Genomic DNA, 21,776 nt, shown 5'->3' on the forward strand with positions numbered 1-21,776 from the left:
CACGCGTTCTTAAACCTTACGATGAACCAGTTTGATGCGCGACAGCGCTATGTCGGAGACTTAGTGGGGCCTCCCACCTTTGCACTGCCCGCATTCAAATAGAACTTCTAGACCCAGCCCCGCCTCATAACTGACAAGCCCACCGCCCCGGCCACTCCATGGACCTCGTCATCGCCCGCCCCGAAGGCCTCTACTGCCCTGCCGGTGATTTTTACATCGACCCCTGGCGCCCAGTGGAACGCGCAGTCATCACCCACGCCCACGGCGACCACGCCCGTACCGGCAATCAACACTACCTGGCCGCCGCCCCCGGCGAAGGTATCCTGCGCTGGCGCCTGGGCCAGGACATCAACCTGCAAACCCTGGCCTACGGCGAACGGCTGGTGCATCACGGCGTGACCTTGAGTTTTCATCCGGCCGGGCATGTACTGGGTTCGGCCCAGGTACGCCTGGAATACCAGGGCGAAGTCTGGGTGGCGTCCGGCGACTACAAGGTCGAACCCGATGGCACCTGCGCGCCCTTCGAACCGGTGCGCTGCCACACCTTTATCACCGAATCCACCTTCGGCCTGCCGATTTACCGCTGGCAGCCCCAGGCGCAGATTTTTGCCGGGATCAATGACTGGTGGCAGGCCAATATCGCCAGCAGCAAAGCCAGCGTGTTGTTCTGCTACTCCTTCGGCAAGGCTCAACGCATTCTCCATGGGCTGGACGCCAGCATCGGCCCGATCCTCAGCCACGGCGCCGTCGAGCCGTTGAACCGTGTGTACCGCGAAGCGGGTATCTACATCCCCGAGACCCTGTATGCCGGCGACTTCAAAAAAACCGACCCACTGCTGCGCCAAGCCCTGATCATCGCTCCACCCTCTGCCGGAGGCAGTACTTGGATGCGCCGTTTTGGCGACTACAGCGACGCCTTCGCCAGCGGCTGGATGCGCCTGCGCGGTGCACGGCGGCGGCGCGGTGTGGACCGTGGCTTCGTGCTCTCGGACCACGCCGACTGGCCTGGCTTGTTATGGGCCATCGAACAAACCGGCGCGCAACGGGTGATGGTCACCCATGGTTCGGTGGGCGTGTTGGTGCGTCACCTGCGGGAAAAGGGCTTGGATGCCCAAGGCTTCAGCACCGAATACGGCGATGACGAAGAAGAGGTCACGGCATGAAAGCCTTCGCCGAGCTGTATGCCGACCTCGACGCCACGACCTCCAGCAATGCCAAGCTCGCCGCCCTGCAAGCCTACTTCCTGCAGGCGCCGCCGGCCGATGCGGCCTGGGCCGTGTACTTTCTTAGTGGTGGGCGGCCACGCCAACTGGTGCCCACACGTCTGCTACGGGACATGGCCACCGAAGCGGCCGGGATCGAACCCTGGCTGTTCGAAGAGAGCTACCAGTCGGTGGGTGACCTGGCCGAAACCATCTCCCTGCTCCTGCCAGAATCCACCCACACCTCCGAAGACGGCCTGGCCGTATGGCTGGAAGAAAAACTCCTGCCCCTGCGCGGCCTGCCGCCCATGGACCTGGCAGACCGGCTGCCGGCGTTGTGGGCGCAACTGGACCAACCGAGCCTGATGGTGTGCATCAAATTGATCACCGGCAGCTTCCGGGTCGGCGTGTCCAAACTACTGGTGACCCGCGCCCTCGCTGCCATGGCCGACCTCGACAGCAAGCGCGTGGCGCAGCGGTTGGTGGGCTACACCGACCTGTCGAACCGTCCGACAGCCGAAGGGTACCTCAAGCTGATCGCCGCCGAATCATCCGACGAGCACGCGCAACGTGGCGGGCAACCCTATCCGTTTTTTCTGGCTCACGGGCTGGCGCAACCGGTGGAGCAATTCGACACCCTGCTCGGCCCGCCCACCGACTGGCAGGTGGAATGGAAGTTTGATGGCATTCGCGCACAACTGGTCAAGCGCGAGGGGCGCCTGTGGGTCTGGTCTCGCGGTGAAGAGTTGCTGACTGAACGTTTCCCCGAACTTCATAGCCTGGTCAGTGGCCTGCTCGACGGTACGGTGATCGATGGCGAAATCGTGGTGTGGAAAGACTCGGTGCAACCCTTCGCGCTGCTGCAACAGCGCATTGGCCGCAAGACCCTTAGTAAAAAAGTGCTAGAGGATGCGCCAGTGGCGGTGCTCGCCTACGACCTGCTGGAGTATCAGGGCGACGACTGGCGCAACCACACCCAGGCCGAACGTCGCACCCAATTGGAACAGGTGATCGCGGCGTGCAACCAACCGGTGTTATTGCCCTCGCCGTTGCTGGAGGGCCAAACCTGGGCAGCCTTGGCCGAGCAGCGCGAAGCCTCTCGCAGCCTGGGGGTGGAAGGCATGATGCTCAAGGATCGCAAGGGCCTCTACGGCGTGGGCCGCACCAAGGACATGGGCCTGTGGTGGAAGTGGAAGGTCGACCCCTTCAGCGTCGACGCCGTGTTGATCTACGCCCAGCGCGGCCATGGCCGGCGTGCCAGCCTCTACAGCGACTACACCTTCGCCGTATGGGACGGCCCGCCGGGCAGCGAGCGCACCCTGGTGCCATTCGCCAAGGCGTATTCCGGGCTGACCGACGAGGAAATGCGCAAGGTCGACGCCATTGTGCGTAAAACCACCGTGGAGAAATTTGGCCCAGTCAGCAGCGTGACACCGAGCATGGTGTTTGAGCTGGGTTTCGAAGGGATTGCCCTGTCCAAACGGCACAAGAGCGGAATTGCGGTGCGGTTTCCGCGGATGCTGCGCTGGCGCCAGGATAAGGCGGTGGAAGAAGCGGACAACCTGGCCACGCTACAAGACTTGCTAGCCTGATGTAGCCCCTTGTGGGAGCTGGCTTGCCTGCGATGACGGTGAGTCAGCACCCCATGTAACAACTGACCCACCGCTATCGCAGGCAAGCCAGCTCCCACCTTTTGATCAGCGACAGTTCCACAATGGTGCACTGGAAATTCCATGCCCATTTTTGGGCGCCGCCTACACTTGGAACTGCCTTATCCCACCTTTTAAAAAGCCAATCCGGAACTATGGTGCAGAAATTGCTACTTGTGATGGGTCTGACACCGTTCAGTAACAGTCCTAATCGCGCCACAAGCGCTTATCTTGGTTTTCAGGGATTACCTAATGAAAAAAGCATTGCTGACCCTTTCTGCACTGGCTCTGTGCATGGCTGCTGGTGTTGCTACGGCCAAGGAATACAAGGAATTGCGTTTTGGTGTCGACCCTTCCTACGCACCATTCGAATCCAAGGCCGCCGACGGCAGCCTGGTGGGCTTCGATATCGACCTGGGCAATGCGATCTGCGCGGAGCTGAAGGTCAAGTGCAAGTGGGTCGAAAGTGACTTCGACGGCATGATCCCGGGCCTGAAAGCCAATAAATTCGATGGCGTGATTTCGTCGATGACCGTGACCCCAGTGCGCGAGAAGGCCATCGACTTCTCCTCCGAGCTGTTCTCCGGCCCGACTTCGCTAGTGTTCAAAAAAGGCGCAGGCTATTCGACGCCAGAATCCCTCAAAGGTAAATCCGTGGGTTACGAGCAAGGCACCATCCAGGAAGCCTACGCCAAGGCCGTACTGGATAAAGCCGGGGTGACCACCAAGGCTTACGCCAACCAGGACCAGGTGTACGCCGACCTGACCTCCGGGCGCCTCGACGCTTCCGTGCAGGACATGCTGCAAGCCGAACTGGGCTTTCTCAAGTCGCCAGCCGGTGCCGGCTATGAAGTGAGCGCCGCGATCGACGACCCGCTGCTGCCGTCGAAAACCGCCGTCGGTATCAAAAAAGGTAACACTGAACTCAAGGCGCTTTTGGATAAAGGTATCAAAGCGTTACACGATGATGGCACCTACGCCACTATCCAGAAGAAACACTTTGGCGATCTGAACCTGTACAGCGGCAAATAATGCCCGGGGCGCCCTGCTTCGGGTGGGGCGCTTTTTTATCGCCATAGGTCCTGATTTATGTTCGAAGATCTGTTGCAAACCCTCGGGCTGAGCGCATTCAGCCTGAAGGGTTTCGGCCCGCTGTTGCTGCAAGGCACCTGGATGACCATCAAGTTGTCGGTGCTGTCCCTGGCCGTCAGCGTAGTGCTGGGCCTGCTTGGCGCCAGTGCCAAACTGTCCAGCCTGGCCATTGTGCGTATCCCCGCCCAGCTCTACACCACCCTGATTCGCGGGGTGCCGGACCTGGTGCTGATGCTGTTGATTTTCTACAGCCTGCAAACCTGGCTCAGCGGCTTTACCGACTTTATGGAATGGGAATACATCGAGATCGACCCATTCAGCGCCGGGGTGATCACCCTGGGCTTTATCTACGGGGCGTATTTCACCGAAACCTTTCGCGGCGCGATCCTCGCTGTGCCCCGCGGCCAACTCGAAGCCGCCACCGCCTACGGGCTCAAGCGCGGGCAGCGGTTTCGCTACGTGACCTTCCCGCAGATGATGCGCTTTGCACTGCCGGGCATCGGCAATAACTGGATGGTGATGCTCAAGGCCACCGCACTGGTGTCGCTCATCGGCCTGGCAGACTTGGTGAAAGCCGCTCAGGATGCCGGCAAGAGCACCTATCAACTGTTTTATTTCCTGGTGCTGGCGGCGCTGATCTACCTGTTGATCACCAGCGCCTCCAACTTTGTCTTGCGCCGACTTGAACGTCGCTATTCCGCAGGCGCCCGGGAGGCCGTGCGATGATCGAACTATTGCAAGAATACTGGCGCCCCTTTCTTTACAGCGACGGCCAGCACATCACCGGCCTGGCCATGACCTTGTGGTTGCTCAGTGGCTCACTGGTTATCGGCTTTCTGGTGTCGATCCCGCTGTCCATCGCCCGCGTATCGCGCAAGCGCCTGGTGCGTTGGCCCGTGCAGTTCTACACCTACCTGTTTCGCGGTACGCCGCTCTATATCCAATTGCTGATCTGCTACACCGGCATCTACAGCCTTGCCGCCGTGCGGGCACAACCGGTGCTGGATGCGTTCTTTCGCGATGCGATGAACTGCACCCTCCTGGCCTTCGCCCTCAACACCTGCGCCTACACCACGGAGATTTTCGCCGGGGCGATCCGCAGCATGGCCCACGGCGAAGTCGAGGCAGCCAAGGCTTACGGCCTCAGCGGCTGGAAGCTGTACGCCTATGTGATCATGCCTTCGGCGTTGCGACGCTCGTTGCCCTACTACAGCAACGAAGTGATCTTGATGCTGCACTCGACCACGGTGGCCTTTACCGCAACGATCCCGGATATCCTCAAGGTTGCGCGGGATGCCAACTCCGCCACCTTCATGACCTTCCAGTCATTCGGCATTGCCGCACTGATCTATCTGACGGTGACCTTCGCCCTGGTCGGCCTGTTTCGCCTGGCGGAGCGTCGTTGGCTGGCCTTTCTCGGGCCGAGCCACTAAGGAGTTTGCATGCGCCACCAGCTACATGACCTGATAGCGCCGGTGCCCGGCACAGCGCGGCAGGTCCACAGTTTTCACTTCGGCCCGCAGCAGCCCGAAGGCAAGGTGTACATCCAGTCCTCTCTGCATGCCGATGAATTGCCGGGCATGCTGGTGGCCTGGCATTTGAAGGCGCGCCTGGCAGAGCTTGAAGCGGCCGGGCGCTTGCGCAGCGAAATCGTGCTGGTGCCAGTCGCCAACCCGGTGGGCCTGGAACAGGTGTTGATGGACATCCCTTTGGGCCGCTACGAACTGGAAAGCGGGCAGAACTTCAATCGCCTGTTCGTCGATCTCAGCGAAGACGTCGGCAACCAGGTCGAAGACCTGCTGGGCGATGATCCCCAGCGCAATGCCCAATTGATCCGCAGCGCACTGTCCCACGCCCTGGCCGCGCACACCGCCCAGACCCAGTTGCACTCCCAACGCCTGGTGCTGCAACGCCTGGCCTGTGATGCCGACGTGGTGCTGGACCTGCATTGCGACTTCGAAGCCGTGGCGCACCTGTACACCACGCCCGACGCCTGGCCGCAGGTAGAACCCTTGGCGCGCTACCTGGGTTCGGAGGCCAACCTGCTGGCTACCGATTCCGGCGGGCAGTCTTTTGACGAATGTTTCACCTTGGTGTGGTGGCAGTTGCAGCAACGCTTCGGCGAACGCTACCCGATCCCCATGGGCAGCTTGTCGGTGACCATCGAATTGCGTGGCCAGGGCGATGTCAACCACGGCCTCGCCGCGCTGGACTGCCAGGCCATCATTGATTATTTGATCCACTTCGGCGCCATTCACGGCGATGCAGCTCCCTTGCCTGCCCTGGCCTACCCGGCTACGCCGCTGGCGGCGGTGGAGCCGGTGACCACCCCGGTGGGTGGCTTGCTGGTATTCAATGCCCTGCCAGGCGAATACCTGGAAGCCGGGCAATGGGTCGCCGACATCATCGACCCCATTACGGACCGCGTAACGCCTGTGCACTGCCAGCACGCCGGGCTGCTTTACGCCCGTTCGCTACGCCGCATGGCCACGGCTGGCATGGTGATCTGCCATGTCGCCGGCACACAGGCCTACCGCAGTGGTTATCTACTTTCGCCTTGAGGATGCACGCCCCATGTACAAACTGACCGTTGAAGGCCTGCACAAAAGCTATGGCGACAATCAAGTGCTCAAAGGTGTCTCGCTCAAGGCCAAGACCGGTGATGTGATCAGCCTGATCGGCGCCAGTGGCTCAGGCAAGAGTACTTTCCTGCGCTGTATCAACTTTTTGGAAACCCCCAACGATGGCGCCATGACCCTGGACGGCCAAGCGATCCGCATGGTCAGCGATCGCCATGGCATGCGCGTGGCCGACGACGCCGAGCTGCAACGCCTGCGCACACGGCTGGCGATGGTGTTCCAGCACTTCAACTTGTGGAGCCACATGAGCGTGCTGGAAAACATCACCATGGCCCCGCGCCGCGTGCTGGGTTGCAGCAAGAAGGACGCCGAAGACCGCGCCCGCCGCTACCTGGACAAAGTCGGGCTGCCAGCGCGAGTGGCTGATCAATACCCGGCGTTCCTCTCAGGTGGCCAGCAGCAGCGCGTCGCCATCGCCCGCGCCCTGGCGATGGAGCCGGAGGTGATGCTGTTCGATGAACCCACATCAGCCCTGGACCCGGAGCTGGTGGGCGAAGTGTTGAAGGTGATCCAAGGCCTGGCCGAAGAAGGCCGCACCATGATCATGGTGACCCACGAGATGAGCTTTGCGCGCAAGGTCTCAAGCCAGGTGCTGTTCCTGCACCAAGGCCTGGTGGAGGAGCAAGGCCTGCCAGAGGATGTGCTGGGCAATCCAAAGAGCGAACGCCTGCAACAATTTTTGAGCGGCAACTTGAAGTAGGAGCGAGCTTGCTCGCGAAAATCGTCAACGATAACGCCGGCAACCTGGAGAAACGCGGTGCCTGGGCCTTTTTCGCGGGCAAGCCCGCTCCTACAGTTGAACATCAGCGGTGCTTGAAGGGTCTTTGAACTAACCCCTCCAGAGCGTCCGCTGCCGCATGGCAAAAACCCCCGACTTCGCCAAGCAATGGTTTGCCACCCAAGGCTGGAAGCCATTCGCCTTTCAGAAAGAGGTATGGGCCGCGGTCAAGGCCGGCCAGTCGGGGTTACTGCATGCCAGCACCGGGGCGGGTAAAACCTATGCCCTGTGGTTTGCCGCCCTCAACCGTTTCGCCATCACCCGCCCGCCTGCCACAGGCAAACGCAAACCGCCTGCCGAGCCGCTGACCGTGCTGTGGATCACGCCGATGCGCGCCTTGGCCGCCGACTCCGCACGCGCCCTGCAAGCCCCACTGGAGGCGTTGCAGATTCCCTGGAGCGTGGGCCTGCGCACCGGTGACACCAGCAGCAGTGAACGCGCACGCCAGACCCGTCGCCAACCCACCGCCCTGGTCACCACCCCGGAAAGCCTGACGTTGATGCTGGCCCGTGCCGACAGTGAGACCAGCCTGGCGCACCTGCGCATGGTCATCGTGGATGAATGGCATGAACTGATCGGCAATAAGCGCGGTGTGCAGTTGCAACTGGCGCTGGCACGCTTGCGGCGCTGGCATCCGCAATTGATGGTGTGGGGCATTTCAGCGACCTTAGGTAATCAGGCCCACGCACTTGAGGTTCTGGTGCCACAGGGTGGCGGGGTCAATGTGCAGGGGCAAACGGCGAAAGCGCTGAAGGTCGACACCCTTTTGCCAGCGGTCACCGAGCGTTTCCCTTGGGCCGGGCATATCGGTTTGAAGATGTTGCCTCAGGTGGTCGCCGAGGTAGAGGCCAGCAGCAGTTGTCTGGTATTTACCAATACCCGTGCGCAATCGGAGATCTGGTACCAGGCGATTCTGGACGCGCGTCCGGACTGGGCCGGCTTGATTGCCCTGCACCACGGTTCGTTATCGCGCGAGACCCGGGACTGGGTGGAGCGGGCTTTGAAAGATGGGCAACTCAAGGCGGTGGTGTGCACCTCCAGCCTCGACCTGGGCGTGGACTTCCTGCCGGTGGAACGGGTGCTGCAAATCGGCTCCGCCAAGGGCGTAGCGCGGCTGATGCAACGCGCCGGGCGCTCCGGCCACGCGCCAGGGCGGCCCTCACGGGTAACCCTGGTGCCAACCCACAGCCTGGAACTGGTGGAAGCCGCGGCCGCCCAGGATGCAATCGCCCAACGGCGCATCGAAGCGCGGGAATCACCTTACAAGCCGTTGGATGTACTGGTACAACACCTGGTCAGCATGGCCCTTGGCGGCGGCTTTACCCCGGCAGCACTGTTGGACGAAGTGCGCGGCGCCTGGGCCTATCGCGACCTCACCGAAGCGGATTGGGCATGGGCCCTTGGGTTTGTGCGCCATGGTGGCCTGTCACTCACCGCTTATCCGGATTACCGCCGCGTGGAGCCCGATGAGCACGGCATCTGGCGTGTCCCGGATGCACGCCTTGCACGCCGCCATCGCATGAGTGTCGGCACCATCGTCAGTGATGCCAGTATCCAGCTCAAGTTCTGGAGCAAAGGCGGCGGCGGCAAGAACCTGGGCAGTGTCGAGGAAGGCTTTATTGCAAGGCTCAAGCCAGGGGATGGGTTTCTATTCGCCGGGCGCTTGCTGGAACTGGTGCGCGTGGAAAACATGACCGCCTATGTACGCCGCAGCACCGCGAAAAAAGCCGCCGTGCCACGCTGGAATGGCGGGCGCATGCCCCTTTCCAACGAACTGGCCCAGGCGGTGGTGGAGCGTTTTGATGCCGCCGCCCATGGGCACTTCGACGGCCCGGAGATGCAGGCGGTGCAACCGTTGCTGCACACCCAATTGCGCTGGTCCGGCCTGCCGACCCGCGAGCATTTGCTGGCTGAAACCCTGCGGTCGCGGGAGGGCTGGCACCTGTTTCTGTATCCCTTCGCTGGCCGCCAGGTACACCTGGGCTTGGCCAGTTTGCTGGCGTGGCGGGTCAGCCAACAGCAGCCGCTGACCTTCTCGATTGCGGTGAATGATTATGGCCTGGAGCTGTTGAGCGCCACCGAGGTGCAGTGGCCCCAGCTGTTGAACGCTACGTTGCTGAGCCCCCAAGACCTGCTGGCTGACGTGATCGCCAGCCTCAATGCCGGCGAACTGGCCCTGCGCCGCTTTCGCGAGATTGCGCGAATCGCCGGGCTGGTCTTTGCCGGGTATCCCGGCGCGCCGAAAAGCACGCGACAAGTGCAGGCTTCCAGCGGCTTGTTCTTTGAGGTGTTCAAGCAATATGACCCGCAGAACCTGCTGCTGGCCCAGGCCGGTGAAGAAGTTCTGCGTGATGAATTGGATATTCGCCGGCTGGAACACACGCTGCATCATCTGTCGACGCTGAAGCTGGACCTGCACACGGTCCAGCGGCCCACACCGCTGGCCTTTCCGCTGCTGGTAGAACGGATGCGCGAAAGCATGAGTTCGGAAAAACTCTCGGAGCGCATCGCGCGGATGGTCAAGGACCTGGAAAAAGTCGCCGACAAAGGGCAAGGCTGATGCATTACCCACTGATGCTGGAAGGCGAAGAACTGTGGCTATTGCCGGACAAGGCCATGTATTGGCCCGCACGTCGATGCCTGTTGATTGCCGATGCGCATTTTGGCAAGGCCTCGGCCTATCGCAGCCTGGGGCAACCGGTGCCACAGGGCACGACTACGGCTAACCTGGAACGCTTGGACAAGCTGTTAACGGCCCTGCCCTGCGCGCAGTTGATCTTTCTCGGCGATTTCCTGCACGGCCCTGGCTCTCACGCCAGCGGCACCCTGAACGCAATCCGGGCCTGGCGTGAGCGCAATGGCACGCTGGCCTTGACCTTGATTCGCGGCAATCACGACAAACGCGCCGGCGACCCGCCGCTGGATCTGGGCATCGAGGTGGTCCCCGAGCCCCTGCTGATGGGCCCTTTCGCTTTGCAACATGAGCCAGATGCCCATGCTAGCCACCATGTATTGGCAGGGCATGTGCACCCGGTGTACCACCTGCGCGGCAAAGGCCGCCAGCGGTTGCGCCTGCCGTGCTTCCAGATCGGTGCTCGGGTCAGCCTGCTGCCAGCATTTGGCGCGTTTACGGGGGGTTATGCCGTGGAGCAGGCCCAGGACCACCGAATCTTTGTGATCGGCGATCATAAGGTCTGGCCGATTCAATGAATCATTAAAGGCTCGCCCAAGTGTCAGGCAACAGGCGCCGGTGGCGGCTCGTCCGGTAAGGTCGGCTCACCCGGCTCGGTAGGCTGCGGGTAATCAGGTTCGGGTTGACCAGGGATGCCACCCGCATAGGCGGGGTCGGCCATCAAGGACCAGGCCAGAACGCCAATCTGGTTGGGTTCAAGCCGGGCGAGTTCTGCGCTGATTCGCGGGTCGATCTTCATAGGGTACTCCTCAAGTATGGCCCGGCGCGTTTCACACGCGCCGAAGCAGTACACCTAGATAGAGTCACTTTCTGCAGACAAATTCCCTTTGCCCGTAGGAGCTTTAGATCAAGCGCGTGGGAGAGTGACGCCACGTTGGCCCTGATACTTGCCCGCACGGTCTTTGTAGGACACTTCACAGGCCTCATCAGACTGCAGGAACAGCATCTGTGCCACGCCTTCGTTGGCGTAGATTTTCGCCGGCAAGGTGGTGGTGTTGGAGAATTCCAGGGTCACGTGGCCTTCCCACTCCGGCTCAAGCGGCGTGACGTTGACGATAATGCCGCAGCGGGCGTAGGTGCTTTTACCCAGGCAGATGGTCAACACGTCGCGAGGAATACGGAAGAATTCTACGGTGCGCGCCAGGGCGAAAGAGTTGGGCGGGATGATGCACACGTCGCTCTTGACGTCGACGAAGCTCTTTTCGTCGAAGTTTTTCGGATCAACGATCGCCGAATTGATGTTGGTGAACACCTTGAATTCATCGGCGCAACGCACGTCGTAGCCATAGCTGGAAACGCCGTACGAAATCACGCGCTCGTCGCCTTCGCCACGAATCTGGCGTTCGACGAACGGCTCGATCATGCCGTGTTCCTGCGCCATGCGGCGAATCCACTTGTCCGATTTGATGCTCATGGCGGTGTCCTGAATAGCGAGGCGAAAAAAATCTGTGGGCCATCTTACCGGGGCCGGCGTTGGGGTTCAAAGGCCGCACGGGTTTTCTTGATCAATGCACCGCCAGCTATAAGCCGCAGCCAGCGTGGCCGGGGCCCGGATGGCCGGCGCCAATGACTGTAAATACCACCGCCAGTCACGAAAATAGAGAAACCTTCGGAAATACCATTGGCACGTTCCGGAAAAAGGGTTAAGGTGGCGCCACTGTGCTGCTTGTGTCACTGAGAATCTCTACACGATATGTTGAATTTCGATCCAACCATCTCCAAGAATTTTTCCTGCTCTTTGCACTCAGTCTCGGCCAGGGCTTTTCCTGAGTCGCAGTTAACTTTGTCCAAGGAGATACACCATGTCTAATCGCCAAACTGGTACCGTTAAGTGGTTCAACGATGAAAAAGGCTTCGGCTTCATCACTCCACAATCCGGTGACGACCTGTTCGTTCACTTCAAAGCTATCCAATCCGACGGCTTCAAAAGCCTGAAAGAAGGCCAACAGGTTTCTTTCATCGCTACCCGCGGTCAGAAAGGCATGCAAGCTGAAGAAGTTCAAGTTATCTAACTTGTACTGACTTAGTCGAAAAAACCCCGCCCTTAAAAGCGGGGTTTTTTTATGCCTGGATTTTGGTGTGCTACACCGATGCAATGTCGGACACAAAAAAATGTGGGAGCGCAGCTGTATGTGGGAGCTGGCTTGCCTGCGATGCTATCGGCTCGGTGCACCAGCTATACCGAGTTGATGCCATCGCAGGCAAGCCAGCTCCCACACAAGCCGGCTCCCACATTTTGTCCTGCGTCGTTTATTGGAACAACGACTCACTCGACAAGCCATTCTTCTCCAGGATCTCGCGCAAGCGCTTGAGGCCCTCTACCTGGATCTGCCGCACCCGCTCACGGGTCAGGCCAATCTCCAGGCCCACATCCTCCAAGGTGCTGCTCTCATGGCCGCGCAGGCCGAAGCGGCGAATCACCACTTCACGCTGCTTGTCCGTGAGCTCTGACAGCCACTGGTCAATACTTTGGGAAAGATCATCGTCCTGCAACAGCTCGCATGGGTCTGTTGGGCGGTCATCGGTCAGGGTGTCCAGCAGGGTTTTATCCGAATCCGGCCCCAGCGAGACATCCACCGAAGACACACGCTCGTTAAGGCCTAGCATGCGCTTGACCTCCCCTACCGGTTTTTCCAGCAGGTTGGCGATTTCTTCAGGCGAGGGTTCATGATCGAGTTTTTGCGTCAGCTCACGCGCCGCCCGCAGGTAGACGTTGAGCTCCTTGACCACATGGATCGGCAACCGGATCGTGCGGGTCTGATTCATGATCGCCCGTTCGATGGTCTGGCGAATCCACCAGGTGGCGTAGGTGGAGAAACGGAAGCCCCGCTCAGGGTCGAACTTCTCCACAGCCCGGATCAAGCCCAGGTTGCCCTCCTCGATCAGGTCCAGCAGGGACAGCCCACGATTGACATAGCGTCGGGCGATTTTCACCACCAGGCGCAGGTTGCTTTCAATCATGCGCTTACGCCCAGCCGGATCGCCCTTTTGCGACAGACGCGCAAAATGGACTTCTTCTTCAGGGGTCAACAGAGGGGAAAAGCCGATTTCATTGAGGTACAGCTGGGTCGCGTCGAGCGCCCGGGTGTAGTCAATGTACTTGTGCTGCTTCAACGCGGCAGCATTTTTGGATTTGGTGCGAACTGAAGGTGGTGATACCCCTTCATTATCTGACATCGGATCCGAATCGATGCTGGCCTCCATAAGGAGAACCTCATCGTCGATGTCAAACTCCGGCACTTCTTTACTGAGAGCCATTGTTATAGTCCTTTGGTGAGTTCGACCTCAAGCTCAAGCGACGCCTCTATCCTTGGCAACGCTGGAGCCTGTTCCTTCTACGTGAGGGAACAGGCTGTGCAACACATCAACGACGGGGCAGGAATTGCAGCGGATCTACAGGCTTCCCTTGGCGGCGAATCTCAAAGTGCAGTTTCACCCGGTCTGTGCCCGTTGACCCCATTTCGGCAATCGTCTGTCCGACCTTGACCTGCTGCCCCTCCCGAACCAACAACCTGCGGTTATGACCGTAGGCACTGACGTAGGTATCGCTGTGTTTGATGATGACCAGCTCGCCGTAGCCCCGCAAACCACTCCCGGCGTACACCACTGTCCCATCAGACGCAGCTAAAACAGGCTGTCCCAAATCCCCGGCGATATCAATCCCTTTATTCAAACTACCGTTTGAAGAGAATTTTCCAATCAACACTCCGTTTGAAGGCCATCCCCAACCGGTCGGCGCAGGCCCGGCGGGTGGCAACGGCGCGGGTGCCGGCTTGCTCGCAACCGTAGGCGCGGCGCTGCCTGCAGGCCGAGTAATGATGGTGGTCTTGCTCGAGGATGATGGCGAAGATCCCGACTTTGTCACAACTGCCGTAGGTGCGGAGCCGGCGCGACCATCGAAACGAATGGTTTGCCCTGGATGTATCGTATACGGCACAGGAATGTTGTTACGGGCGGCCAGCGCCTTGTAGTCCCAGCCATAACGAAAGGCAATCGAGAACAGGGTATCGCCTTTGCGCACCACGTATTGACCGGTGGTCACCGTGGGCCTTTGGGGGGTTGCGTTGGTACGGTCAACGACCCGCGCACCGCCGGATGGCGTGCTCGAGCAGGCTGCCAATAAGGAACTCAAGACAAGGCCAAGCACCAGTCGCTGAAAGCTTGTTTTACTCATTCGCTGCGCAGGACCTGTGAGACTCACCCGCCGCTCCCTTTGTGGTGGCTGAACGTTAACGCCTGTATCAGGCTTGAAATATGACGCAAGTATAACTGGGCATTGGCTTTTTACTGGCACATGACTGAAAGGAAAAATTCATCATGTTTATATAGTGGCTGCCAGGCATGTTGATTCAATAGACCCCGCCGTAAGACACATCCCCGCTTACAGAATTCACTGCACGCGAATAAATGATCAGGCCAGCGGGCCGTTGAGCAAGGGTACGAAGCGCACGGCACCGAGTACATGCCGGGAAAAGCCTTCGTCCTCACGGATAATAAGCATCAACTGTTGCACTTCGCCGGAGCCCACCGGGATGACCAGCCGCCCGCCAGGTGCCAATTGATCCAGCAAGGCTTGCGGCACATCGGTGGCCACGGCGGTGACGATGATACCGTTGTAGGGCGCCAGCGCCGGCCAGCCCTCCCAGCCATCGCCCCAGCGAAATACCACGTTGCGCAGGTTCAGCTCCACCAGACGCTCCTTGGCCCGGTCCTGCAGCACCTTGATGCGCTCGACCGAAAACACCCGCTCTACCAATTGCGACAGCACGGCCGTCTGGTAGCCGGAGCCGGTGCCAATCTCCAGCACCTTGTCCAAAGGCCCCGCCGCCAGTAGCAGCTCGCTCATGCGCGCGACCATGTAAGGCTGGGAGATGGTCTGGTTGTGGCCGATGGGCAACGCCGTATCTTCATAGGCACGATGCGCCAGGGCTTCATCGACAAACAGGTGCCGCGGCGTGCGCCGGATCACTTCCAGCACCTGCGCGTTGGACAAGCCTTCTTCATACAGGCGCTGGATCAACCGCTCCCGGGTGCGCTGGGAGGTCATTCCGATGCCACGGCGCAACAAGTCGTCTTGTTCACGAGCCATCAACGCAGTCCCTCCAGCCAGCCATCAAGGCCACTGAAGGCATCACTGAAGGTGCGATCAAACAGCAACGGGGTAACGGAGACATAGCCTTGCATCACCGCATGAAAGTCCGTGCCCTCGCCGCCATCTTCGGCGTCGCCAGCGGCGGCGATCCAATAGCCTTCATTGCCGCGTGGGTCGACCACCTTCAAGGGCGCCGCCGCACGGGCGCGATGGCCCAGGCGCGTAAGTTGGATACCGCGAATATGGTCGAGGGGCAAGTTGGGGATATTGACGTTGAGCACCGTACGCGGCGGCAGGTCCAGGGAAGCATGGGCCTCCACCAACTTGCGCGCGTAGTAGGCCGCCGTCGCCAGGTTATCCAGTTGCCGCGAAGCAAAGGAAAAGGCAAAGCCGGTTCGGCCCAGGAAGCGCCCTTCGAGGGCCGCCGCCACGGTGCCGGAATACAGCACGTCATCACCCAGGTTGGCGCCCAGGTTGATTCCCGAGACCACCAGGTCTGGCTGGTGCTCCAGCAAACTGTTGATTGCCAGGTGCACGCAGTCGGTTGGGGTTCCGTTGACGCTGATAAAGCCATTGGCCAGGACCCGCGGGTGCAGCGGACGGTCGAGCGTCAGCGAACTGCTGGCGCCGCTCTTGTCCTGGTCGGGGGCAACCACCACGCACTCGGCGTAATCCTGCAGCGCAGCATGGAGCGCGGCAAGACCGGGTGCGGTGGCACCGTCATCGTTTGATATCAGAATACGCATGGGCTGTCCGTCTGCCCCACCGGCACCAGATCAACAAGCTCGCGCACCAAGACAGTGGCGAAGCATCCGGCCGGCAGGACGAATTCCAATTGCAGAATGTCAGGCCCGGGATAATGCCACGTCAACCCGCCAATGGGCAGTCGCAGAATGCGACGTTCCTGGCTCATTCCCGCCTTCACCAGCCAATCACGTAGGTCAGCTTCCCCAGCAGCGACAGATTGTTCCAGTTCGTATGTAAGACCTTTCGCCGGCGAATCGCCTTCGCCCCACTGCGGGCCGGTGGGATGCAGGTCCAGGATCGCCAGGCGCGGGTCACTGCATTCAGCTTCTCCGGCCGGAAAAAAACTGCGACTGTCGGTAAACGCCAGCAGATCGCCGACTTGGGCTCGCTGCCATGAACCGTCGGCGACGCGGGCCGCCAACACTTTGTTGAACAGGTAACTGCGAGCTGTGGACAGCAAGCGCGAGCGCACGTTGCGCTGCTCGGGCAGGGCTTTGCGGGCGGCCCACTCGCGAGCATCCACCACGTTGCCGCCGTTGTGGCCGAAACGCTGGGTGCCGAAGTAATTGGGGATGCCGTGCCGCGCAATCAACTGCAAACGTGCATCGATGGCAGCGGTGTCGCCGGCCAGTTGGGTCAGGCGCAGGGTGAAGCCGTTGGCCGAATGGGCACCACGCTGCAGCTTGCGCTTGTGGCGGGCAGTTTTCAGGATCTTGAGCGTATCGTTTTCTGCGCCGCTCATGTCCGGGTCGGCCTTGCCGGGCAATTGCACGCTGAACCACTGGCGGGTCAGGGCCTGACGATCCTTGAGCCCGGCATAGCTGACGGTGCGCAATGGCACACCAGCCGCCTTGGCGATACGCCGTGCGGCTTCCTCGGTGTTCAAGCCGCGCTTTTCCACCCACAGCCACAGGTGCTCGCCGTCGCCGGTCAGCGGGATGTCCAGCACCTCATCAACCTGGAAGTCTTCGGCCGTGGCCTTCAGTACCGCGCTGCCCAGGGCCTCGCCATAGGCCCGCGGGCCCAGCAGTTGCAGGTCGTTCATGCGCGCAGCAACAAGGCGACGGAGTGCACCGCGATGCCCTCTTCACGACCGGTAAACCCGAGCTTTTCGGTGGTGGTGGCTTTCACGTTGACTTGATCCAATTCAATTTGCAGGTCTGCGGCGATCGCTGCGCGCATCGCTTCGATATGGGGGGCCATTTTTGGCGCCTGGGCGACGATGGTGTTATCGACGTTGCCGACCTTCCAGCCCTTGGCGTGGATCAGGCCGACCACATGGCGCAGCAACACACGGCTGTCCGCGCCCTTGAAGGTGGGGTCGGTGTCCGGAAAGTGCTTGCCGATATCGCCCAATGCCGCCGCGCCGAGCAAAGCATCGCTCAAGGCGTGCAAGACCACGTCGCCGTCGGAATGAGCCAGCAACCCATGGTGGTGTGCAATGCGCACGCCGCCCAGGGTGATGAAATCGCCTTCAGCGAAACGGTGCACATCGTAGCCATGGCCAATACGCATAAAAAAACGCCCCGATTTAATTCAGGGCGTGATTCTACCTACTTTTGCCTCGGATTAACCGAGCAAAGCACGACCATGATGCCGCAAATGGTCTTCGATGAAGCTGGCGATAAAGAAGTAGCTGTGATCGTAGCCAGGCTGCAGGCGCAGTTCCAGCGGATGGTTGGCTGCCTTGGCCGCTTGCAGCAAGGCTTCAGGCTTGAGCTGAACCGCGAGGAAATCGTCGCGATCGCCCTGGTCTACCAAGAGCGGCAACTTTTCCGAGGCTTCGCTGATCAGCACGCAGGCATCCCATTCGCGCCATTTCGAACGCTCTTCCCCCAAATAACGGGAAAAGGCTTTCTGGCCCCACGGGCAGTCCATCGGGTTGTTGATCGGCGAAAACGCCGACACCGACAGGTAACGTCCAGGGTTGCGCAATGCACAGACCAGCGCACCGTGACCGCCCATGGAGTGGCCGCTGATGCCGCGTTTATCCGACGCAGGGAAATGCGCTTGCACCAGTGCCGGCAACTCCTGCACCACGTAGTCATGCATCCGATAGTGCTTGGCCCAGGGTTCCTGGGTGGCATTGAGGTAGAAGCCCGCGCCGAGGCCGAAGTCCCAGGCATTGTCCGGGTCGCCCGGCACGCCAGGGCCACGGGGGCTGGTATCTGGCGCGACGATGATCAAGCCCAGTTCGGCAGCCATGCGCTGGGCGCCGGCCTTCTGCATGAAGTTCTCGTCGGTACAGGTCAACCCGGACAGCCAATAGAGCACAGGCAGCTTGCCGCCCTGCTCCGCTTGCGGCGGCAGGTAGACGGCAAAGGTCATGTCGCAACCGAGCACGTGGGAGCTGTGTTTGTAACGTTTATGCCAGCCGCCAAAACTCTTTTGGCAGGAGATATTTTCCAGGGTCATGGGAATGCTCCCAGCTGCAAGTTGCAAGCCTCAAGCTCCAAGTTAAGGCGTACACCTACTTGCAGCTTGTCACTTGTAGCTTGCCGCTGCTTCAAAAATGAATGACGGTACGAATGCTCTTGCCTTCATGCATCAGGTCAAACGCTTTGTTGATATCTTCCAGGCCCATGGTGTGGGTGATGAAGGTATCCAGCGGGATTTCACCGGTCTGGGCCATTTCCACGTAGCTTGGCAATTCGGTACGACCGCGCACGCCACCAAACGCCGAACCACGCCAGACGCGCCCGGTGACAAGTTGGAACGGACGTGTAGCGATCTCCTGGCCAGCACCGGCCACACCGATGATCACCGATTCGCCCCAGCCTTTGTGGCAGCACTCAAGGGCCGCACGCATCAGTTGCACATTGCCGATGCACTCGAAGGAAAAGTCCACGCCGCCGTCAGTCAGGTCGACAATCACGTCCTGGATCGGGCGGTCGTAGTCTTTCGGGTTGATGCAATCGGTGGCGCCCAGTTGCTTGGCGATTTCGAACTTGGCCGGGTTGATATCGATGGCGATGATGCGCCCGGCCTTGGCCTTGACTGCACCGATAATCGCCGACAGGCCAATACCGCCCAGGCCGAAGACGGCCACGGTATCGCCCGGCTTGACCTTGGCGGTGTTGATCACCGCACCGATGCCGGTGGTGACACCGCAACCGAGCAGGCAGACTTTTTCCAACGGCGCTTCTTTAGGAATCTTGGCCACGGAGATTTCCGGCAGCACGGTGTACTCGGAGAACGTCGAGGTGCCCATGTAGTGGAAAATCGGCTGGCCCTTGTAGGAAAAACGCGTGGTGCCATCGGGCATCAAGCCCTTGCCCTGAGTCGCCCGAATGGCCTGGCACAGGTTGGTCTTGCCACTCAGGCAAAACTTGCACTTGCCGCATTCCGGGGTGTACAGCGGGATCACGTGATCGCCCACAGCCACCGAGGTCACGCCCTCGCCGATGGCTTCCACCACTGCACCGCCTTCATGGCCGAGGATCGACGGAAAAATGCCTTCCGGGTCTGCACCCGACAAGGTGTAGGCGTCGGTGTGGCACACGCCGGACGCGACCACCCGCAGCAGCACCTCACCAGCCTTGGGCATGGCGACATCCACTTCAACAATCTCAAGGGGCTTCTTGGCTTCGAAGGCTACGGCGGCACGGGACTTGATCATCCGGGTTTCTCCATCGGTTAAAAACTGAGACGACGAGTGTAAAACATCGCCGATTAATGAATAATCCAGGCAAAAGCAAAACATTATTGCCGTACAGGGATAATCAGCATGCTGGAGAACCGTTGGGAAGGCATTGACGAATTTGTCGCGGTGGCCGAATGCAGCCAGTTCACGGCGGCGGCCGAGCGCCTGGGCGTATCGTCCTCCCACGTCAGCCGGCAAGTGGCACGCCTGGAAGAACGCCTGCAAACCCGATTGCTGTACCGCAGCACACGCAAGGTGACGCTGACCGAAGCCGGCCAGACCTTCCTGCAACACTGCCAACGCCTGCAGGACGGTCGCGAGGAAGCGCTGCGGGCGGTGGGCGACTTGACCAGCGAACCCAAGGGCATGTTGCGCATGACCTGCGCCGTGGCCTATGGCGAGCGTTTTATCGTGCCGCTAGTGACACGCTTTATGGCGCACTATCCGCAACTGCGCGTGGACATCGAGTTGACCAATCGCTCACTGGACCTGGTCCACGAAGGCCTCGACCTGGCCATCCGCCTGGGACGTTTGCAGGACTCGCGCATGGTTGCCAGCCGCCTGGCACCTCGACGCATGTACCTGTGTGCGTCGCCCTCCTACCTCGAACGGTACGGTCGGCCACACAGCTTGTCAGAGTTGAGCCGGCACAACTGCCTGATTGGCAGCTCGGATATCTGGCAAATGGCCCAGGACGGGCGGGAATTTTCCCAGCGGGTGCAAGGCAATTGGCGCTGCAACAGTGGGCAAGCAGTGCTGGATGCGGCGTTGCAAGGCATGGGCTTGTGCCAGTTGCCGGATTACTACGTGCTGGAGCATCTGCACAGCGGGGCGTTGGTGTCGTTGCTTCAGACTCATCAACCGCCGAATACTGCGGTGTGGGCGTTGTATCCGCAGCAGCGGCATTTGTCGCCGAAGGTGAGGAAGCTGGTGGACTTTTTGAAGGTGGGGTTGGCGCAGAGGCCGGAGTACAAGCATTGAATTGAGGTGGTCTGCACCGGCCTCATCGCGGGCAAGCCCGGCTCCCACAGTTGGACGTGTTGTTTGATGTGGCAGCGATCAAATGTGGGAGCTGGCTTGCCTGCGATGCAGCCGACTCGGTCTGACAGGTTAACGCCGGTTAGCCCAGCGCAATTTCAACCACTCCAAGTCTTCCGGCCGAGTCACTTTAATATTGTCCGAACGCCCTTCCACCAGGCGCGGCGCCTGCCCAGACCACTCCATGGCCGAGGCTTCATCGGTGATCAGCGCATCGGCCACCAGGCTGTCGGCCAAAGCGCGATGCAAGGCGCCCAGGCGGAACATCTGTGGCGTGTACGCCTGCCAGATCAGGCTGCGATCAATGGTGTCCACCACACGGCCATGCTTGTCGACACGCTTGAGGGTGTCGCGCGCGGGCACTGCCAGCAGGCCGCCTACCGGATCATCAGCCAGTTCCGCCAGGAGCTTGTCGAGATCATCACGGCTCAGGTTAGGCCGCGCAGCGTCATGCACCAACACCCAGTCTTCATCACTGGCGCCCAGGGCATTGAGTTGCAGCAGCGCATTGAGAACCGAGCCGGAACGTTCCGAGCCGCCGTCGGCACGCTGGATACGGGGGTCGTTGGCGCACGCCAAGGTGGGCCAATAAGGATCATCAACTGCAAGACTGACCACCAAGCCCTTGAGGGAGGGATGGTCGAGAAAACAGCCGAGGCTGTGTTCGAGAATAGTGCGCCCGCCCAGTTGCAGGTATTGCTTGGGACGGTCCGCGGCCATACGGGCACCGACGCCCGCAGCAGGAATCACGGCCCAGAAGGCCGGTAAATCGTGGCTCATTGGGCCAACTGGTAGAGGGTTTCGCCCTCCTTGACCATGCCCAACTCATGACGAGCCCGCTCTTCAACGGTCTCCGTGCCTTTTTTCAGCTCAAGCACTTCAGCGTCGAGGACGCGGTTGCGCTCCAGCAGGCGTTCGTTTTCGGCACGCTGGTCGGCAATTTGCTGGGTCAACTCTTCCACCTGCGCAAAGCTGCCATTACCGACCCATAGGCGGTACTGCAGGCCAGCCAGCAACAAGAGCAAGACGAGGAACAACCAATTGGGACTGCGCATCGAAATCCGGGTATCCAGTGAAAAAAGACAGTCATGCAAACCTTTTGCAGCAACTGATAGCACAAAGCCTGGAAAAACCAGGCTTGCGCTTGTCAGTCAGCAGATTAACGCCGAAATTCACACTTTCGTGAGATTTCTGACGTAATCCG

The 21,776-nt window shown here is 60.4% G+C and carries 23 protein-coding genes; 11 read left to right on the forward strand and 12 right to left on the reverse strand.

Going from position 1 to position 21,776, the window contains the following annotated elements; translation table 11 throughout:
* The first annotated feature begins 158 nt into the window (after positions 1-158).
* The 9 genes from DK871_RS19030 to pdeM all read left to right on the forward strand — a co-directional run bounded on the left by DK871_RS19030 (position 159) and on the right by pdeM (position 10,570).
* Positions 159-1,163, forward strand: a complete 1,005-nt coding sequence (locus DK871_RS19030) for a ligase-associated DNA damage response exonuclease (protein ID WP_161906279.1) — start codon at positions 159-161, stop codon at positions 1,161-1,163.
* Complete coding sequence (locus DK871_RS19035; protein WP_161906280.1) at positions 1,160-2,794, forward strand: ATP-dependent DNA ligase; 1,635 nt, start codon at positions 1,160-1,162, stop codon at positions 2,792-2,794. The genes DK871_RS19030 and DK871_RS19035 overlap by 4 nt, the downstream gene beginning before the upstream one ends.
* Positions 2,795-3,103: 309 nt before the next feature.
* Positions 3,104-3,883: a transporter substrate-binding domain-containing protein gene (locus tag DK871_RS19040; RefSeq protein WP_033902768.1), complete on the forward strand. Its 780-nt coding sequence runs from the start codon at positions 3,104-3,106 to the stop codon at positions 3,881-3,883.
* A 57-nt stretch (positions 3,884-3,940) separates the two neighbouring features.
* Positions 3,941-4,669, forward strand: a complete 729-nt coding sequence (locus DK871_RS19045; RefSeq protein ID WP_161906281.1) for an ABC transporter permease — start codon at positions 3,941-3,943, stop codon at positions 4,667-4,669.
* Positions 4,666-5,376, forward strand: coding sequence for an ABC transporter permease (locus DK871_RS19050; RefSeq protein ID WP_044272623.1), 711 nt, complete (start codon positions 4,666-4,668; stop codon positions 5,374-5,376). The genes DK871_RS19045 and DK871_RS19050 overlap by 4 nt, the downstream gene beginning before the upstream one ends.
* Positions 5,377-5,385: 9 nt before the next feature.
* Positions 5,386-6,504, forward strand: coding sequence for a succinylglutamate desuccinylase/aspartoacylase family protein (locus DK871_RS19055; protein WP_161906282.1), 1,119 nt, complete (start codon positions 5,386-5,388; stop codon positions 6,502-6,504).
* Positions 6,505-6,517: 13 nt separating this feature from the next.
* Positions 6,518-7,282 (forward strand): ABC transporter ATP-binding protein, encoded by a 765-nt coding sequence (locus DK871_RS19060; protein WP_034126849.1) that lies wholly within the window; start codon positions 6,518-6,520, stop codon positions 7,280-7,282.
* A gap of 157 nt (positions 7,283-7,439) precedes the next feature.
* Positions 7,440-9,920 (forward strand): ligase-associated DNA damage response DEXH box helicase, encoded by a 2,481-nt coding sequence (locus DK871_RS19065; protein WP_161906283.1) that lies wholly within the window; start codon positions 7,440-7,442, stop codon positions 9,918-9,920.
* A complete protein-coding gene (gene pdeM, locus DK871_RS19070; RefSeq protein WP_161906284.1) occupies positions 9,920-10,570 on the forward strand; it encodes a ligase-associated DNA damage response endonuclease PdeM in 651 nt (216 codons plus the stop codon). The genes DK871_RS19065 and pdeM overlap by 1 nt, the downstream gene beginning before the upstream one ends.
* Positions 10,571-10,593: 23 nt before the next feature.
* On the opposite strand, the gene DK871_RS19075 is transcribed toward pdeM, so the two are convergent.
* Together DK871_RS19075 and dcd are read right to left on the reverse strand one after the other, a co-directional pair.
* Complete coding sequence (locus DK871_RS19075) at positions 10,594-10,791, reverse strand: hypothetical protein (RefSeq protein WP_010212420.1); 198 nt, start codon at positions 10,789-10,791, stop codon at positions 10,594-10,596.
* Positions 10,792-10,899: 108 nt separating this feature from the next.
* Positions 10,900-11,466, reverse strand: coding sequence for a dCTP deaminase (dcd, locus tag DK871_RS19080; protein ID WP_003189215.1), 567 nt, complete (start codon positions 11,464-11,466; stop codon positions 10,900-10,902).
* Between the two features lie 388 nt (positions 11,467-11,854).
* Here dcd and DK871_RS19085 point away from each other — a divergent pair, with 388 nt between their 5' ends.
* A complete protein-coding gene (locus DK871_RS19085) occupies positions 11,855-12,064 on the forward strand; it encodes a cold-shock protein (RefSeq protein WP_002554837.1) in 210 nt (69 codons plus the stop codon).
* A 238-nt stretch (positions 12,065-12,302) separates the two neighbouring features.
* Here DK871_RS19085 and rpoS read toward each other — a convergent pair whose 3' ends face one another.
* From rpoS to DK871_RS19125, 8 genes are all read right to left on the reverse strand, one after another.
* Positions 12,303-13,229, reverse strand: a complete 927-nt coding sequence (gene rpoS / locus DK871_RS19090; protein ID WP_375139747.1) for an RNA polymerase sigma factor RpoS — start codon at positions 13,227-13,229, stop codon at positions 12,303-12,305.
* A 187-nt stretch (positions 13,230-13,416) separates the two neighbouring features.
* A complete protein-coding gene (locus tag DK871_RS19095; RefSeq protein WP_161906286.1) occupies positions 13,417-14,253 on the reverse strand; it encodes a peptidoglycan DD-metalloendopeptidase family protein in 837 nt (278 codons plus the stop codon).
* Positions 14,254-14,463: 210 nt separating this feature from the next.
* Positions 14,464-15,099 (reverse strand): protein-L-isoaspartate(D-aspartate) O-methyltransferase, encoded by a 636-nt coding sequence (locus tag DK871_RS19100; protein WP_169850588.1) that lies wholly within the window; start codon positions 15,097-15,099, stop codon positions 14,464-14,466.
* Positions 15,100-15,140: 41 nt separating this feature from the next.
* On the reverse strand, positions 15,141-15,890 hold the full coding sequence (gene surE / locus DK871_RS19105) for a 5'/3'-nucleotidase SurE (protein ID WP_161906287.1): 750 nt from the start codon (positions 15,888-15,890) through the stop codon (positions 15,141-15,143).
* Positions 15,878-16,936 carry a tRNA pseudouridine(13) synthase TruD gene (gene truD, locus DK871_RS19110; protein ID WP_032893171.1) on the reverse strand — a complete coding sequence of 353 codons (1,059 nt, stop codon included), beginning with the start codon at positions 16,934-16,936 and terminating at the stop codon, positions 15,878-15,880. Before truD ends, surE begins: the two co-directional genes overlap by 13 nt.
* The gene (gene ispF, locus DK871_RS19115; protein ID WP_032893173.1) at positions 16,933-17,406 is read right to left on the reverse strand and encodes a 2-C-methyl-D-erythritol 2,4-cyclodiphosphate synthase; all 474 of its coding nucleotides are present in this window, start codon (positions 17,404-17,406) and stop codon (positions 16,933-16,935) included. The genes truD and ispF overlap by 4 nt, the downstream gene beginning before the upstream one ends.
* A 54-nt stretch (positions 17,407-17,460) precedes the next feature.
* A complete protein-coding gene (gene fghA, locus DK871_RS19120; RefSeq protein WP_161906288.1) occupies positions 17,461-18,306 on the reverse strand; it encodes an S-formylglutathione hydrolase in 846 nt (281 codons plus the stop codon).
* A 91-nt stretch (positions 18,307-18,397) separates the two neighbouring features.
* Positions 18,398-19,510 carry an S-(hydroxymethyl)glutathione dehydrogenase/class III alcohol dehydrogenase gene (locus tag DK871_RS19125; protein ID WP_003189203.1) on the reverse strand — a complete coding sequence of 371 codons (1,113 nt, stop codon included), beginning with the start codon at positions 19,508-19,510 and terminating at the stop codon, positions 18,398-18,400.
* A gap of 108 nt (positions 19,511-19,618) precedes the next feature.
* Between DK871_RS19125 and DK871_RS19130 the strand changes: the two genes are divergently transcribed.
* Positions 19,619-20,515 (forward strand): LysR substrate-binding domain-containing protein, encoded by an 897-nt coding sequence (locus tag DK871_RS19130; protein ID WP_161906289.1) that lies wholly within the window; start codon positions 19,619-19,621, stop codon positions 20,513-20,515.
* Positions 20,516-20,644: 129 nt separating this feature from the next.
* Here the strand turns inward: DK871_RS19130 and ispD are convergent, their stop codons facing one another.
* Together ispD and ftsB are read right to left on the reverse strand one after the other, a co-directional pair.
* On the reverse strand, positions 20,645-21,352 hold the full coding sequence (ispD, locus tag DK871_RS19135) for a 2-C-methyl-D-erythritol 4-phosphate cytidylyltransferase (RefSeq protein WP_161906290.1): 708 nt from the start codon (positions 21,350-21,352) through the stop codon (positions 20,645-20,647).
* Positions 21,349-21,627: a cell division protein FtsB gene (gene ftsB, locus DK871_RS19140; protein WP_003189195.1), complete on the reverse strand. Its 279-nt coding sequence runs from the start codon at positions 21,625-21,627 to the stop codon at positions 21,349-21,351. The genes ispD and ftsB overlap by 4 nt, the downstream gene beginning before the upstream one ends.
* Positions 21,628-21,776: the final 149 nt, after the last annotated feature.

The organism is Pseudomonas sp. L13 (genome assembly GCF_009935965.1).
Lineage (GTDB): Bacteria > Pseudomonadota > Gammaproteobacteria > Pseudomonadales > Pseudomonadaceae > Aquipseudomonas > Aquipseudomonas lactis.

What these genes read in the sequence shown, in the direction of transcription:
- DK871_RS19030 (WP_161906279.1), top strand. Translation starts at nt 159, where the DNA reads ATGGACCTCGTCATCGCCCGCCCCGAAGGCCTCTACTGCCCTGCCGGT.
- DK871_RS19035 (WP_161906280.1), top strand. Translation starts at nt 1,160, where the DNA reads ATGAAAGCCTTCGCCGAGCTGTATGCCGACCTCGACGCCACGACCTCC.
- DK871_RS19040 (WP_033902768.1), top strand. Translation starts at nt 3,104, where the DNA reads ATGAAAAAAGCATTGCTGACCCTTTCTGCACTGGCTCTGTGCATGGCT.
- DK871_RS19045 (WP_161906281.1), top strand. Translation starts at nt 3,941, where the DNA reads ATGTTCGAAGATCTGTTGCAAACCCTCGGGCTGAGCGCATTCAGCCTG.
- DK871_RS19050 (WP_044272623.1), top strand. Translation starts at nt 4,666, where the DNA reads ATGATCGAACTATTGCAAGAATACTGGCGCCCCTTTCTTTACAGCGAC.
- DK871_RS19055 (WP_161906282.1), top strand. Translation starts at nt 5,386, where the DNA reads ATGCGCCACCAGCTACATGACCTGATAGCGCCGGTGCCCGGCACAGCG.
- DK871_RS19060 (WP_034126849.1), top strand. Translation starts at nt 6,518, where the DNA reads ATGTACAAACTGACCGTTGAAGGCCTGCACAAAAGCTATGGCGACAAT.
- DK871_RS19065 (WP_161906283.1), top strand. Translation starts at nt 7,440, where the DNA reads ATGGCAAAAACCCCCGACTTCGCCAAGCAATGGTTTGCCACCCAAGGC.
- pdeM (WP_161906284.1), top strand. Translation starts at nt 9,920, where the DNA reads ATGCATTACCCACTGATGCTGGAAGGCGAAGAACTGTGGCTATTGCCG.
- DK871_RS19075 (WP_010212420.1), bottom strand. Translation starts at nt 10,791, where the DNA reads ATGAAGATCGACCCGCGAATCAGCGCAGAACTCGCCCGGCTTGAACCC.
- dcd (WP_003189215.1), bottom strand. Translation starts at nt 11,466, where the DNA reads ATGAGCATCAAATCGGACAAGTGGATTCGCCGCATGGCGCAGGAACAC.
- DK871_RS19085 (WP_002554837.1), top strand. Translation starts at nt 11,855, where the DNA reads ATGTCTAATCGCCAAACTGGTACCGTTAAGTGGTTCAACGATGAAAAA.
- rpoS (WP_375139747.1), bottom strand. Translation starts at nt 13,229, where the DNA reads ATGTCAGATAATGAAGGGGTATCACCACCTTCAGTTCGCACCAAATCC.
- DK871_RS19100 (WP_169850588.1), bottom strand. Translation starts at nt 15,099, where the DNA reads ATGACCTCCCAGCGCACCCGGGAGCGGTTGATCCAGCGCCTGTATGAA.
- surE (WP_161906287.1), bottom strand. Translation starts at nt 15,890, where the DNA reads ATGCGTATTCTGATATCAAACGATGACGGTGCCACCGCACCCGGTCTT.
- truD (WP_032893171.1), bottom strand. Translation starts at nt 16,936, where the DNA reads ATGAACGACCTGCAACTGCTGGGCCCGCGGGCCTATGGCGAGGCCCTG.
- ispF (WP_032893173.1), bottom strand. Translation starts at nt 17,406, where the DNA reads ATGCGTATTGGCCATGGCTACGATGTGCACCGTTTCGCTGAAGGCGAT.
- fghA (WP_161906288.1), bottom strand. Translation starts at nt 18,306, where the DNA reads ATGACCCTGGAAAATATCTCCTGCCAAAAGAGTTTTGGCGGCTGGCAT.
- DK871_RS19125 (WP_003189203.1), bottom strand. Translation starts at nt 19,510, where the DNA reads ATGATCAAGTCCCGTGCCGCCGTAGCCTTCGAAGCCAAGAAGCCCCTT.
- DK871_RS19130 (WP_161906289.1), top strand. Translation starts at nt 19,619, where the DNA reads ATGCTGGAGAACCGTTGGGAAGGCATTGACGAATTTGTCGCGGTGGCC.
- ispD (WP_161906290.1), bottom strand. Translation starts at nt 21,352, where the DNA reads ATGAGCCACGATTTACCGGCCTTCTGGGCCGTGATTCCTGCTGCGGGC.
- ftsB (WP_003189195.1), bottom strand. Translation starts at nt 21,627, where the DNA reads ATGCGCAGTCCCAATTGGTTGTTCCTCGTCTTGCTCTTGTTGCTGGCT.